The sequence below is a fragment of the Rhodococcus sp. RS1C4 genome (assembly GCF_002258225.1).
Classification (GTDB): Bacteria; Actinomycetota; Actinomycetes; order Mycobacteriales; family Mycobacteriaceae; genus Rhodococcoides; species Rhodococcoides fascians_E.
Map to the genome: position 1 here is coordinate 246,407 of NZ_NOXZ01000014.1, position 12,549 is coordinate 258,955.

Below are 12,549 nucleotides of genomic sequence, written 5' to 3' on the forward strand. Positions count from 1 at the left end.
TAACGGATCGGTAACGCCACGGTGTCGAACAGGACACGGCACCACTACGAGTGGTCGAATCGGACATTCTGGGCACACGAGACGTCTCGGACGTGAGAGTCTTTGAGTACCAAAGCCATATGAACGGTTCGGCAGCGGCGGACAGAGCAAAAGCGTGTGGGTTCGGTCGATCTTTTGCGCCCAAATCGCCTCTGTTTCACAAATGGTCGAAGACCTCACCCATCCGGTACCGACCCGGTGGCGAATTACAGACAACGCTCAAGACATGAGCACGAAAGGTAGACATACAATGACCTCCATCCGTAAAGTCATGGCCGCCACCGCAATTGGCGCACTCACACTCGTACCTCTCGCCGCATGCTCGTCCGACGATTCCTCGTCCACCACGGAATCCACGTCGTCGGCCGCTGCCGAGACCACCGAGTCGACACCCGAGCCCGTGGCAGAGGTCGACGACCTCTCGAACGGCGTCAGCACCGCAGTCCTGCTGGACCCCGGCTTCACCGGCGCTCTCACCACCCTCGGACTCACCCCGGGCGTCATCGGAACCGCCACTCTCGCAGACGGTTCCATCAGCTTCCCGATCACCGGCGGAGACGTGAAGTACTGGGAGCCCGGCACGGTCGATCCCTACGTTCAGGGTGAAATCATGCACGACGGAAGCGGTCTGTCGCTCACCGCAGGGGACACCGTCGTCGAGCTGACCGACTTCGACATCGACCCGGGCACCTCGCTGCTCACCGGCAACGTGTCCGTCAACGGTGAAGTCGCTGCAGAAGACGCAGTCATCTTCGACCTCGACGGCCGCACCCTGAACCCGTTGGCGACCGGCCCCGACAACACCGCGATCCTGCAGGGCACGCAGGTCAAGATCTCGGAGACCGCTGCCGGCCTGCTCAACGACACCTTCCAGACCGATGCTGTCACCCCCGGCCTGCTCGTGGGCGTTGCCACCATCACCATCGCCACGGCGTAATGACCGAACCCGAACGCGCGGGATCACCGCTCCAGGTGGCCTCGCGCGTTCGGCGTCGTCGCCCCACCCCTCCCACGTTCCGTAGCCCCCTGCGGGGGCCGTGGCTGACGTCCGTCTTCGGCGCCGTACTGCTGCTCGGCCTGCCCATCGTCATGATCACGGGACTGCTGTCCTACATGGCGTACGGCCCGCAGTTCGGTCAAGCGATGCCGGCCGACGTCGGCTTTCTTCGTCTCCCCCACTTCGATTGGCCCACCGACCCGGCCTGGCTGTACCGACTCACGCAGGGACTGCACGTCGGCCTCGGTCTGATTCTCGTACCCGTCGTCCTCGCCAAACTGTGGTCTGTCATCCCGAAACTGTTCACCGTACCTCCGGTTCGCTCGGTAGCCTCTGCGTTGGAACGACTTTCGCTGATCGCACTCGTCGGCGGCATCATCTTCGAGACGGCCACGGGCGTCCTCAACATCCAGTACGACTACATCTTCGGCTTCAGCTTCTACACTGCGCATTACTGGGGCGCATGGGTGTTCATCGCCGGATTCGTCAGCCACGCCGTCATCAAGATCCCGACGATGGTGACGGCGCTGCGCTCCCGATCCCTGATGCAGGTGCTCCAAGACAAACAGACACAACAGGAGACCGGCGAGTCCGAACTGATCGCCGAGGACCCCGACGAACCGACAATCAGCCGCCGCGGGGCACTTGCACTCGTCGGCGGAGGCGCACTGTTCATCGCCGTGCTCACGGTAGGTCAAACCACCGGCGGCGTCCTCCGCACTGCCGCAATTCTCCTACCGCGCGGCCGATCCTACGGCGACGGACCGAACGACTTCCAGATCAATCGCACAGCCGCCGCTGCAGGAATCGGCGCCGACAACACCGGCTCCGACTGGCGCCTCGCCATCTCCGGCGGCAGCACGCCGCTGACGTTGAGCCGAGAGCAACTCCTGAACATGGAGCAACACACCGCCGAACTACCGATCGCCTGCGTGGAAGGGTGGTCGACAGTGCAGACCTGGACCGGGGTCCGCCTCCGCGACCTCGCCGCCGCTGCGGGCGCGGAGAACATCGCCTCGACTCTGGTCACCTCGGTCGAGACCAACGGGCCGTTCCGTCAGGCCACCTTGCAATCCAACCAGTCGCTTCACCCCGACTCGCTCCTGGCGCTGAAGGTGAACGGTGCCGACCTCTCCCTGGATCACGGTTATCCGGCACGCATCATCGTCCCCGCCATGCCGGGCGTGCACAACACCAAATGGGTGGCGAGCATCGAATTCAGGTCCGCATCATGAGACGTCTCTACGGCGCGGGTCCGCTGCACCTGCTGCTCATGGGTTTCGTGTTCGCCCTCATCGGTTATGTCGTCCACGTGGCCGGCATCGCAACCTTCTGGAACCGCGATGTGTGGTGGCAATCCATCGCGGTGTGGTTCGCGGGCGCCGTCGTGCTCCACGACTTCGTGCTGGTGCCCCTGTACTCGATCGTCGACCGGGCACTGCGCGCTTCTTCGCGTCTACTACGCCCGAGTGTCCCTGTGCTGAACCACATCCGGATACCCGCGCTCGGCGCAGCCCTCACCTTCGCGCTGTTCTTCCCCGGAATCATCGAGCAAGGCTCCGACACCTACCGAACCGCGACGGGCCTCACCCAGGAGCCGTACCTCGTCCGTTGGTTGTTGCTGACCGCCGCCCTGTTCGGCGCCAGCGCGGTCCTCTACACCGTTCGAATCGCAACATCGCATCGTGCACGAAACAGGAGAGAATCATGACACTCACCGCGGACGAGATGTTCGGCCGCGCCGCATCGGGTCTCCCCTGCTGGATGGGGTACTCCGACGGTTCACGTGCGGCGCTGCCGACCGCACGATGGATGGGCGGCGCCGCGGCGAGCCAGGAAGACCTCGCCGCCGATCACGAGATGCTGCGGCACTGCGTCGGACCGACGCTCGATCTCGGCTGCGGCCCAGGCCGCCTCACCGAAAGCCTCGTACGTCGCGGCGTCTCGTCCCTCGGGGTCGACACATCACGGAAAGCCGTCGACCTCACCGTGGGACGTGGTGGGCGCGCCGTTCTACGTGACCTGTTCGATGCACTCCCCGACGCGGGCCGATGGGCGTCCGTACTCCTCGCCGACGGAAACATCGGCATCGGCGGAGACCCGGTGCGCCTGCTGCGCCGCGCCGCCGAACTGATCCGACCCGACGGCACGGTCATCGCCGAGGTCGACGCGCCCGGATCGAATCACGTGATCGAGCAATCCGTTCGATGGGAAACCGACACGACATTCGGCGAGTGGTTCGCATGGGCCCGAGTCAGCGTCGACGCGACGGCCGACCTCGCACACGCCGCGGGCCTCACCGTCGTCGACGTCGCACCCGTTCACGGCCGGTACTTCGCGCGCATGAGCCTGGCGGATCACCAATTCGTGAACAGCAGATGATTGATCGCGAGTGCGGCGACCACCTGCAGTGCCAACCAGAACTTGTGCGAACGCTGCGGCAGAACAGCAGGAGCAAGCAACATCCACATCGCGAACGGAAGCCAGATACGTTCGGTCTCGGCCTTGCTCAGCTGACTCAGGTCAGCCATCACCACCGCCGCGAGGCCGGCGAGGACCAGCAGATTGATCGGCTGCAGCCGCGTGAAGATCCTGGGCAGCGCAGCCGGAACAGCCAGGCCCAGTGCACAGAACAACGCAGCGAAGTTCGCCCAACCCCAGTATGCGAACGGACGATCCGTCGCGATGCCCTGGTAGTAACGCTCCTGGACCAACTCGTAACCGTCGAACCACCAGAATCCGTAGGCCGTGAACACCGCCGTGACGACGAGCGCACCCGCCACAGCTCCGACGAGCGGCCACGCTGTGCGCGCCGCGATCAGAACAGCCACCGCGGGCAGGCCCATCAAGACCAAACCGTAGTTGAGGTAGATCCCGAAGCCGAGCAGCACACCAGCAGCCACGGACGCGGGCCAGAGAAGTCTCGAGTTCTTCCGTGTCGATACGGCCAGCAACGCGATACCCCAGGCAACGACGCCCATGTAGAAGGCGTCCGCGGACACCGCGACCCAGATCGCAGCGGGCGCGAGCACCACGAAGGGCGCTGCCCGACGGGCCATGGTCTCGTCGCCCAGGGCACGGACGGTCACCAGAACCGCTGCGGCAGCACTGGTTCCGACGAGGACACACAGCGACGCCGCCCACGCTCCACCGCTCAGCCCGAGCCGATCGAGCCACACGAACGTCAGCAGAGCGCCCGGCGGGTGACCGGACACGTGGGTGGTCCAGGAATCGACCTGGTAGTCCAGAATGCGATCGGAGAAGCCTCTCAGCGTCTCCGGGATGTCGGTGATGCCGGGTACCTCGTGCAGATACTCGTCGGTGGACGCGAGCCGATCGACGAATCCTCTACGCCATCCGTCGATCATCGCCAGCGACATCGTCCACGCCGCCGACGATCCCCACACCACGAACAGCAGCCGACGCCACGGCAGGCGTCGCGCCAACTCCGGTCCCCACAGAACACCGGCGATCGCAACGACAATCGCGAACGGGGTGCCCCACCCGTAATGAGGCTCGCGGAAGCCGAAAAGCGGTGCAGCGTCCGCAAAATCACGAACCTGCTGCGGTGTCCGGTTGATGATCGGGGTGATCAGTTCGTTTCCCAGGTACGGTACGACGAATGCCACCGCGACCAGCACGGCGGCGAGTCCGCCTGCCAGAGCTTCTCTCCAGTATCGGATAACGTCCACCCATTTCTCGTGCGATACAGCGTCGCCCTGAAGCATAGAAGAGAATGACACCATGAGTTCACGACAACGAGCGGACATCGCCGTCATCGGCGGCAGCGGCTTCTACTCGTTCTTCGGGCCCGACGCCGAAAGTATCGAGATGGACACCCCGTACGGAGCGCCGAGCGGCCCCATCACCGTCGGCGACGTCGACGGCCGACCGGTCGCGTTTCTGCCTCGTCACGGAGCGAACCACGAGTACTCACCCCACACACTGCCGTACCGCGCGAACATGTGGGCACTGCGAATGCTCGGCGTCGGTCGAGTCTTCGCGCCGTGCGCCGTCGGCAGCCTCGTTCCCGAGTACGGGCCGGGAACCGTGGTGGTGCCGGACCAGCTGGTGGACCGAACCAGTGGGCGCGTGCAGACCTACTTCGACCGCGGCGGAGTACACGCGGAGTTCGCCGATCCCTACTGCGGCGACCTACGCGCCGCAGCACTGCAGGACGGGGTGGTCGACGGCGGCACCATGGTGGTCGTCGAAGGGCCTCGCTTCTCCACTCGCGCCGAAAGCCAGTGGTTCGCTCGACAGGGATGGACCCTGGTCAACATGACCGGCCATCCCGAAGCCGTGCTCGCCCGAGAATTGGAGCTCTGCTACACCCCGATCGCCCTCGTCACGGACCTCGACGCAGGAATCGAAACCGGGCAGGGCGTCCGAGCCGTCGATGTCTTCGCGGAATTCCAGAAGAACATCGAACCGTTGAAAGCACTGGTGCGCAGCGCTGTCAACGCCGCGCCGATGGGTCCGTGCGAGTCCTGCCGGGTCCACGACGGCGTGACGCTGCCGATCGAGCTGCCATGACCCGCGTCCTTCTCACCGGCGCAGCCGGTTTCATCGGCGGACACATACGATCGGCGCTCGAACCGAATCACGACGTCGTCGCCATCGACGCGATGCTCGCGTCGGCTCACGGCCACAGCCTAGATTCCAGCAGCGTCGATTCGAGCAGCGACATCACCCGAGTCGACGTGCGCGATCACGCTGCGTTGGTCGAGCTTCTGGCGAGCGTCGACGTCGTGTGCCACCAAGCTGCCGTCGTCGGCGCAGGCGTGGACTCCGCCGATGCGCCTGCCTACGCCAGCCACAACGATTTCGGGACCGCCGTTCTGCTCGCAGCGATGGCAGAAACGGGCTGCACCAGACTGGTGTTGGCATCGTCGATGGTCGTGTACGGCGAAGGAAAATACCGCAACGCCGCCGGCGACCTCGTAGTGCCGGGGCCCCGTACGAGGTTGGCGGACGGCATCTTCGAGAACACCGACCCCGCCACCGGCGAGGTCCTGGACTGGGCACTCGTGGAGGAAGACTCGGAGCTGCGGCCACGCAGCACCTATGCAGCGAGCAAGGTAGCCCAGGAGAACTACGCCCTCGCCTGGTCGCTCGCCACCGGCGGTTCGGTGACCGCACTGCGGTACCACAACGTGTACGGGCCTCACATGCCGAGAAACACCCCGTACTCCGGAGTCGCCGCAATGTTCAGGTCCTCGCTCGAAGCCGGCAAGGCTCCCCAGGTCTACGAGGACGGGCACCAGGCGCGAGACTTCGTACACGTCAGCGACATCGCCGCCGCGAACACCGCAGCCATCGACGCCGCATTACCGGGATTCACTGCCCTGAACGTCTCGTCCGGGCACCCGATCACCATCGGGGAAGTAGCCTCCACGCTGTCCGACGCCTGCCGCGGCCCGGCCCCACAGATCACCGGCCAGTATCGACCGGGCGATGTGCGACACATCGTCGCCAGTCCTGAAAAAGCCGAAAGAACACTCGGATTCGTCGCCGCAGTGTCCCCGGAACAGGGCCTCCGCGAGTTCGCGACAGCACCACTGCGCGACGCGGAAGGCACCGGTGCACCTCGTGTCTGACGTGACGGTCGTCCTGCCGTGCATGAACGAAGCAGGATCACTTCCCGGCGTGCTGGCACGAATTCCCACCGGGTACGTCGCGCTCGTCGTCGACAACAACTCCACCGACGGCACCGCGGACATCGCGAAAGCACACGGCGCCACCGTGGTACACGAATCCGTTCCCGGATACGGATCGGCAGTGCACGCAGGGGTGCTCGCAGCAACAACCGACATCGTCTGCGTGATGGACGGAGACGGGTCGATGGATCCGCAGGATCTCCCTGCCCTGGTGAGCGCGCTGGACACCGCCGACCTGGTCGTCGGCCGTAGACAGTCCGGCCACTCCCCACTGCACGCACGGCTCGGGAATGCCGTTCTCTCCCTCCGACTGCGAACCAAGTACTCGCTACCGGTCCACGACCTCGGCGCGGTGCGGGCGACACACCGACGAACACTGCTGGACCTGAACGTGACCGACCGACGATCGGGATACCCCCTGCAACTTCTGGTGCTCGCATCCAAGGCCGGGCTGACCGTCCGCGAACTGGACGTCACCTACAATCCGCGAACCGCCGGTAAATCGAAGGTATCCGGCTCGATCAAGGGGACGATCGTTGCCACACTCGACTTCTGGAAGGTGTTGTCATGAAGGTCACCGCCCTGGTCGTCGCTAAATCCCCCGTTCCCGGATTGGCCAAGACAAGGCTCGCCGCAACCCTCGGCACCGACGCCGTCGCCGACATCGCCGCCGCCGCACTGCTCGACACCCTCGACGCCGTGTCCGCCGCCGACTTCGATCACCGCGTCGTCGCCATCACCGGCGACCTCGACAAAGCAAGCCGCCGAGAAGAACTGGAAGCGGCACTGGTGTCGTACACCGTGGTGAGGCAGCGCGGCGACGGGTTCGCCGAGCGCCTGATCCATGCACACGAGGACGCGTCGGGTACCCCTGTCTTCCAGATCGGAATGGACACCCCACAGATCACCGCGGAACTGCTCGACGCGTCGGCGATGCACCTGACGGAACCGGAGCAGTCGGTGCTCGGTCTCGCCGAGGACGGTGGATGGTGGGCACTGGGACTGCCGAATGCCGCTCTTGCCCAGGCGTTACGAGACGTTCCCATGTCCACGCCCACCACCGGAGCCTCGACGCGCACCGCACTGGAGAACTTGGGCGCTCGCGTGCGGACCCTGGCCGTCCTGCGCGACGTCGATCACGAGAGCGACCTGCAGTACGTGGCCGCGGAGTGCGCGTCGGGCAGTCGTTTTCGGGCCGCGGCCGAGCGTTACGTACCGCGTCTGCAATGATCGATGGATGCTCTCGGAGAACACCAGTGTCTGACAAGAAACCTGCTCGGATCCGGTTTCCCCGTCGGCTGAGACAGGTCGATCCCGCGCGCCGCGGAATCGTCCTCGCGTGGCTGGCCTTCACCGTCACGTTCGGCGGGGCCAGGTTGGTCACGTGGCTGATCCAGATCGACACCCGCGGCGTCGGCGATCTCAGTGCCGGCGGGGTTCACCTGCACCACTATCTGTGGGGAATTCTCCTGCTGGCGGCGGTCGCGATCTTCGGGTTGGTCGACCGCAGCCCGAGAACTCGCTCGTGGATGGGCATCGTACTCGGCATTGCGTTGGGACTGATCGTCGACGAAGCAGCTCTTCTCATCACACTCGAGGACGTGTACTGGCAGAACGAAGGTTGGTCGTCGATTGCCATTGCGGTGACCCTGATCGGCGTCGTCGGAAGTGCTCTGGTGCTCACGCGTAGCGGGGCGACCACCGAAGACTGACCTGAAATTCCCTCATAGGGTATTTTGGGGAATTGTGGCGAACGACTTCTATACCGCCGAGCAAGTCGCCGAACTACTCGGCCTTCACGTCCGGACGGTGCGCAACTACATCCAGGACGGACGTCTGCCCGCCGTCAGAATCGGCAAGCAATACCGCATCACCCCCGCCGGCCTGGCGGCACTCACCAGTGGCGACTCCCCTGCGTCGGAGATCGGCGTCGACGTGACGAGCATCGTCGACGCCACCGCCATCGACGAGCACACTGCCTCGCGTCTCGCACTGTTTCTCTCCACCGCCGCCACCGGCCGTGGTCCGAGCGCTCGGCGGCTTCGGATCGACACCGCATACGACACATCGACGTCGACGCTGAAGATCGTCGTCTTCGGCGGTGCAGGCGACGTCGCCGAGGTTCTGCGCTTGATCGACACCTTCGTCGAGGGAAGCCGATGAACGTTCTCCACGTCTCCGCCGACGGACACCCGATCGGTACGGAACAGGACGCACTGGACATCGTCGGCGAGGCATTCGGCATCGAGGCGCGCGTCGCCGTGGTCCCGGTGCAGCGGCTGATGCCGGAATTCTTCGATCTCAGCACCCGCCTCGCCGGTGAATTCGTACAGAAACTAGTGAACTACCGGATTCTCCTTGTCATCGAAGGCGATATCCAGCCATATACCGAGGTCAGCGAGCCGCTACGCGCATTCGTGGCCGAATCCAATCGGGGCCGACACATATGGTTCGTTCCCAATCGGTTATCGCTCCAGGACCGGATTGCAACAATCCGATAGCCGCTTTCGCAGTCATTTCTCAGGACCAAGTGCTACAAACAATGTGTGACCGGGGTACTCATAGGCGTGGCGATCTGGATGGCGATGGCTCTCGTCGTCGCCGTCGTGCTGGGTCGGGTCTCTCAGCGCGCGGACAGCGAAGAACTCGGATCGACCCTGAGCTGGGACACCGACGAGATCGACGAGGCCGTACAGCACGACCGGTAGACGCCGCTTCCGAGCGCCTACTCGTTCTTCTCCACGATTTCCGTCAGGATCTGTGCCGCCTCTGCGAGCGTGGCGCGCTCGTCGTCGCTGAGCTCACCCAGTCTCTCGGCAAGTACCCGCTCACGCTCGGCGACGTCAGTGTCCGCCACAGCCCGTCCCGAGTCCGTCAGGGTCAGAACCACCTGTCTCCGATCGGTCGCGTGCGGCACACGCTCGAGTAAACCCATCTCCACCAGGGCGTGCGACGATCTCGACACCGACGGCGGTTTGATCCGCTCACGCACGGCCAGCTCGCCCGTGGTCATCGGACCTTCCCGAAAGAGGGTCGTCAGGATCGACAGCTGAGCGACGGGAATTCGGTCGCTGGCGTGCCGCAGACGAAGCCGACGATTCAGGCGCATCGCCGACACCGACAGGTCCCTGGCCAGGTGCGTGTCCGATTCCGAGCTCATCCCGACAGGTTAGCGTGCCGAACGAACAGGGCGCGCACGGCCGACCCTCCGAGCGCGCAGATCCTGCGGCATCATCGGGGGATGGATGCCGAAGACTGGGACCGCAAGTACGAACGCCGTGACGCCGTCCCCGGCGAACCGCCCAACCAGACACTCGTCGAGATCGCGACGTCGCTTCCCCGTGGACGCGCCCTGGACCTGGCGTGCGGCGCCGGACGCAACTCCATCTGGCTGGCCACGCGGGGGTGGGAGGTGACCGGCGTCGACTTCTCGTCGGTGGCACTCACCCGAGCACACCGCGTCGCGTCGGCGTCGCCTGCATCCGTCCGAAACAGGCTCACCTGGGTCCACGCGGATGTGACGACCGTCCTACCGGAACCGGGATACGACCTGGTTCTCGCGCTCTATCTACATCTACCCCACGAGCAACGCCGCAAAGCAATCTCGACGGCACTCGATGCGCTGAAACCTGATGGAATCCTCATGATTCTCGGTCACCATTCGAACAACATCACCGATGGAGTGGGCGGACCCCAGGAAGTCGAACTACTCTATACGCCAGAGGAATTGGCAATCGACGTCGGCGATCGAGCCGTCGTGAACCTCTGCGAAACAAGGTTCAGAACGACAGACAGCGGTACCGCAATCGATTCGTTACTACTCGCCAGTAGGTCCCGCCTTGGCAGCGCGAATGAACGGGGGTAATATGCCTCTATGTTACCGACGAGTAGCTATACCGAGTAGCTAGATGCTTGGGCGGTACTCACGAGACCGCACCACTGACTGGAGAGCGACGCAATGGGCCATTACAAGAGCAACCTTCGGGATCTCGAGTTCAACCTCTTCGAGCTGTTCGGGCTCGACGAGTCCCTCGCAGGTGACAACTTCGGAGACCTCGACGGCGAAGCCGCACGCGACATGCTGCGCGAGGTAGTACGCCTGTCCGAGGGTCCCCTCGCCGAATCCTTCGCCGACGCGGACCGCAACCCGCCGGTGTTCGACCCGGAAACCCACACCCTGAAGCTGCCGGACTCGTTCAAGAAGTCCTTCAAGGCCCTCTACGACGGTGAATGGTGGCGCGTCGGCCTCGACGACGACGTCGGCGGCATCGCCGCTCCCCGCAACCTCGGCTGGGCACTCAACGAAATGCTGCTCGGCTCCCAGCCGGCCGCGTTCATGTACTCCGCCGGACCCTCCTTCGCCAACGTCCTGTTCCACAACGGAACCGACGAGCAGAAGGAATGGGCCAAGGTCATCGTCGAACGCCAGTGGGGCGCCACCATGGTCCTCACCGAGCCCGACGCCGGATCCGACGTCGGCGCCGGACGCACCAAGGCCATCAAGCAGGAAGACGGCTCCTGGCACATCGAGGGGGTCAAGCGCTTCATCACCTCGGCAGTGTCCGACGACCTGTTCGAGAACATCTTCCACCTCGTTCTCGCCCGCCCCGAAGGCGCAGGACCCGGCACCAAGGGCCTCAGCCTGTTCTTCGTCCCGAACACCCACTTCGACTTCGAGAAGGGTGAACTCGGCGAGCGCAACGGCGTCTTCGTCACCGGCGTCGAACACAAGATGGGACTCAAGGCGTCGGCGACGTGCGAGCTCACCTTCGGCGGACACGGAATCCCCGCGCAGGGCTGGCTCGTCGGCGAGGTACACAAGGGCATCGCGCAGATGTTCGACGTCATCGAACACGCACGAATGATGGTCGGCACCAAGGCAATCGCCACCCTCTCCACCGGCTACCTCAACGCTCTCGACTACGCGAAGCAGCGCGTCCAGGGCGCCGACCTGACGCAGATGACCGACAAGGCAGCACCGCGCGTCACCATCACGCATCACCCCGACGTCCGTCGCAGCCTCATCACGCAGAAGGCATACGCCGAAGGCCTGCGTGCTGTGTACCTGTACACCGCCGCTCACCAGAACCCGATCACGGCCAAGCAGGTCTCCGACGCCGACGAGGACATCGCCTACCGCGTCAACGACCTGCTGCTCCCGATCGTCAAGGGCGTCGGCTCCGAGATCGCCTACCGTCAGCTGGCCGAGAGCCTGCAGACCCTCGGCGGCTCCGGCTTCCTGCAGGACTACCCGATCGAGCAGTACATCCGCGACTCGAAGATCGACTCGCTGTACGAAGGAACCACTGCCATCCAGGCGCAGGACTTCTTCTTCCGCAAGATCGCTCGCGACCGCGGCGTTGCACTCGCTCACGTTGCCGGACAGATCAAGTCGTTCATCGACAGCGAAGCAGGCAACGGCCGGCTCAAGGCAGAGCGCGCGCTTCTCGCCACCGCACTCGAGGACGTGCAGGCCATCGTCACAACGATGACCCAGCAGCTCATGGGTGCACAGGAACAGCCCACCGAGCTCTACAAGGTCGGCCTCGCATCGGTGCGCTTCCTCATGGCATTCGGCGATCTGCTCATCGGATGGCTCCTGCTCCGTCAGTCCGAGATCGCCATCACGGCACTCGACAACGGCGCCGAAGGTAAGGAAAAGGCGTTCTACGAAGGCAAGATCGGCGTCGCGTCGTTCTTCGCCAAGAATATCCTGCCCGAGCTCACCGCAACGCGGAACATCCTCGCCAACATCGACCTCGACGTCATGGAACTCGACGAAGCAGCATTCTGATCCCTGCTGTCACAACGTCCGCACCCTCGCCCGAGGGTGCGGCCGTTGTCGTCGGTGCA

The 12,549-nt window shown here is 64.5% G+C and carries 16 protein-coding genes; 14 read left to right on the top strand and 2 right to left on the bottom strand.

The window, feature by feature from the left end:
* Positions 1-289: 289 nt before the first annotated feature.
* From CH289_RS06365 to CH289_RS06380, 4 genes are read left to right on the top strand one after another with little or no spacing between them, the layout of a single operon-like run.
* Positions 290-976 carry a hypothetical protein gene (locus tag CH289_RS06365; protein ID WP_033188891.1) on the top strand — a complete coding sequence of 229 codons (687 nt, stop codon included), beginning with the start codon at positions 290-292 and terminating at the stop codon, positions 974-976.
* Complete coding sequence (locus tag CH289_RS06370; protein ID WP_230594012.1) at positions 976-2,271, top strand: molybdopterin-dependent oxidoreductase; 1,296 nt, start codon at positions 976-978, stop codon at positions 2,269-2,271. The genes CH289_RS06365 and CH289_RS06370 overlap by 1 nt, the downstream gene beginning before the upstream one ends.
* Positions 2,268-2,747 carry a hypothetical protein gene (locus CH289_RS06375; protein WP_020110504.1) on the top strand — a complete coding sequence of 160 codons (480 nt, stop codon included), beginning with the start codon at positions 2,268-2,270 and terminating at the stop codon, positions 2,745-2,747. The genes CH289_RS06370 and CH289_RS06375 overlap by 4 nt, the downstream gene beginning before the upstream one ends.
* The gene (locus CH289_RS06380) at positions 2,744-3,418 is read left to right on the top strand and encodes a methyltransferase domain-containing protein (RefSeq protein ID WP_019665604.1); all 675 of its coding nucleotides are present in this window, start codon (positions 2,744-2,746) and stop codon (positions 3,416-3,418) included. The genes CH289_RS06375 and CH289_RS06380 overlap by 4 nt, the downstream gene beginning before the upstream one ends.
* On the opposite strand, the gene CH289_RS06385 is transcribed toward CH289_RS06380, so the two are convergent.
* Positions 3,394-4,764, bottom strand: a complete 1,371-nt coding sequence (locus tag CH289_RS06385; protein ID WP_037158842.1) for a hypothetical protein — start codon at positions 4,762-4,764, stop codon at positions 3,394-3,396. The genes CH289_RS06380 and CH289_RS06385 overlap by 25 nt on opposite strands.
* Positions 4,765-4,780: 16 nt before the next feature.
* Here CH289_RS06385 and CH289_RS06390 point away from each other — a divergent pair, with 16 nt between their 5' ends.
* The 8 genes from CH289_RS06390 to CH289_RS28205 are packed head-to-tail and all read left to right on the top strand — an operon-like array spanning position 4,781 to position 9,404.
* Positions 4,781-5,572, top strand: a complete 792-nt coding sequence (locus tag CH289_RS06390) for an S-methyl-5'-thioadenosine phosphorylase (protein WP_094727591.1) — start codon at positions 4,781-4,783, stop codon at positions 5,570-5,572.
* Positions 5,569-6,636: an NAD-dependent epimerase/dehydratase family protein gene (locus CH289_RS06395; protein ID WP_037139807.1), complete on the top strand. Its 1,068-nt coding sequence runs from the start codon at positions 5,569-5,571 to the stop codon at positions 6,634-6,636. The genes CH289_RS06390 and CH289_RS06395 overlap by 4 nt, the downstream gene beginning before the upstream one ends.
* Entirely contained in the window at positions 6,620-7,267 is a 648-nt protein-coding gene (locus tag CH289_RS06400) for a glycosyltransferase family 2 protein (RefSeq protein ID WP_033188886.1), read from the top strand. The genes CH289_RS06395 and CH289_RS06400 overlap by 17 nt, the downstream gene beginning before the upstream one ends.
* The gene (locus tag CH289_RS06405; protein WP_094727592.1) at positions 7,264-7,926 is read left to right on the top strand and encodes a TIGR04282 family arsenosugar biosynthesis glycosyltransferase; all 663 of its coding nucleotides are present in this window, start codon (positions 7,264-7,266) and stop codon (positions 7,924-7,926) included. Before CH289_RS06400 ends, CH289_RS06405 begins: the two co-directional genes overlap by 4 nt.
* On the top strand, positions 7,923-8,408 hold the full coding sequence (locus tag CH289_RS06410) for a hypothetical protein (RefSeq protein WP_179275374.1): 486 nt from the start codon (positions 7,923-7,925) through the stop codon (positions 8,406-8,408). Before CH289_RS06405 ends, CH289_RS06410 begins: the two co-directional genes overlap by 4 nt.
* Before the next feature lie 34 nt (positions 8,409-8,442).
* On the top strand, positions 8,443-8,859 hold the full coding sequence (locus CH289_RS06415) for a helix-turn-helix domain-containing protein (protein WP_019665597.1): 417 nt from the start codon (positions 8,443-8,445) through the stop codon (positions 8,857-8,859).
* Positions 8,856-9,197 carry a DUF4180 domain-containing protein gene (locus CH289_RS06420; RefSeq protein WP_020110498.1) on the top strand — a complete coding sequence of 114 codons (342 nt, stop codon included), beginning with the start codon at positions 8,856-8,858 and terminating at the stop codon, positions 9,195-9,197. Before CH289_RS06415 ends, CH289_RS06420 begins: the two co-directional genes overlap by 4 nt.
* Positions 9,198-9,242: 45 nt before the next feature.
* Positions 9,243-9,404 (top strand): hypothetical protein, encoded by a 162-nt coding sequence (locus CH289_RS28205; protein ID WP_019665594.1) that lies wholly within the window; start codon positions 9,243-9,245, stop codon positions 9,402-9,404.
* 17 nt (positions 9,405-9,421) lie between these two features.
* Here the strand turns inward: CH289_RS28205 and CH289_RS06425 are convergent, their stop codons facing one another.
* Positions 9,422-9,856, bottom strand: a complete 435-nt coding sequence (locus CH289_RS06425) for a MarR family transcriptional regulator (protein WP_019665593.1) — start codon at positions 9,854-9,856, stop codon at positions 9,422-9,424.
* Between the two features lie 81 nt (positions 9,857-9,937).
* Between CH289_RS06425 and CH289_RS06430 the strand changes: the two genes are divergently transcribed.
* Together CH289_RS06430 and CH289_RS06435 are read left to right on the top strand one after the other, a co-directional pair.
* Complete coding sequence (locus CH289_RS06430) at positions 9,938-10,561, top strand: class I SAM-dependent methyltransferase (RefSeq protein ID WP_020110496.1); 624 nt, start codon at positions 9,938-9,940, stop codon at positions 10,559-10,561.
* Positions 10,562-10,654: 93 nt separating this feature from the next.
* Positions 10,655-12,490 (top strand): acyl-CoA dehydrogenase, encoded by a 1,836-nt coding sequence (locus CH289_RS06435; protein WP_094727593.1) that lies wholly within the window; start codon positions 10,655-10,657, stop codon positions 12,488-12,490.
* The last annotated feature ends 59 nt before the right edge of the window (positions 12,491-12,549 follow it).

What these genes read in the sequence shown, in the direction of transcription:
- CH289_RS06365 (WP_033188891.1), top strand. Translation starts at nt 290, where the DNA reads ATGACCTCCATCCGTAAAGTCATGGCCGCCACCGCAATTGGCGCACTC.
- CH289_RS06370 (WP_230594012.1), top strand. Translation starts at nt 976, where the DNA reads ATGACCGAACCCGAACGCGCGGGATCACCGCTCCAGGTGGCCTCGCGC.
- CH289_RS06375 (WP_020110504.1), top strand. Translation starts at nt 2,268, where the DNA reads ATGAGACGTCTCTACGGCGCGGGTCCGCTGCACCTGCTGCTCATGGGT.
- CH289_RS06380 (WP_019665604.1), top strand. Translation starts at nt 2,744, where the DNA reads ATGACACTCACCGCGGACGAGATGTTCGGCCGCGCCGCATCGGGTCTC.
- CH289_RS06385 (WP_037158842.1), bottom strand. Translation starts at nt 4,764, where the DNA reads ATGCTTCAGGGCGACGCTGTATCGCACGAGAAATGGGTGGACGTTATC.
- CH289_RS06390 (WP_094727591.1), top strand. Translation starts at nt 4,781, where the DNA reads ATGAGTTCACGACAACGAGCGGACATCGCCGTCATCGGCGGCAGCGGC.
- CH289_RS06395 (WP_037139807.1), top strand. Translation starts at nt 5,569, where the DNA reads ATGACCCGCGTCCTTCTCACCGGCGCAGCCGGTTTCATCGGCGGACAC.
- CH289_RS06405 (WP_094727592.1), top strand. Translation starts at nt 7,264, where the DNA reads ATGAAGGTCACCGCCCTGGTCGTCGCTAAATCCCCCGTTCCCGGATTG.
- CH289_RS06410 (WP_179275374.1), top strand. Translation starts at nt 7,923, where the DNA reads ATGATCGATGGATGCTCTCGGAGAACACCAGTGTCTGACAAGAAACCT.
- CH289_RS06420 (WP_020110498.1), top strand. Translation starts at nt 8,856, where the DNA reads ATGAACGTTCTCCACGTCTCCGCCGACGGACACCCGATCGGTACGGAA.
- CH289_RS06425 (WP_019665593.1), bottom strand. Translation starts at nt 9,856, where the DNA reads ATGAGCTCGGAATCGGACACGCACCTGGCCAGGGACCTGTCGGTGTCG.
- CH289_RS06430 (WP_020110496.1), top strand. Translation starts at nt 9,938, where the DNA reads ATGGATGCCGAAGACTGGGACCGCAAGTACGAACGCCGTGACGCCGTC.
- CH289_RS06435 (WP_094727593.1), top strand. Translation starts at nt 10,655, where the DNA reads ATGGGCCATTACAAGAGCAACCTTCGGGATCTCGAGTTCAACCTCTTC.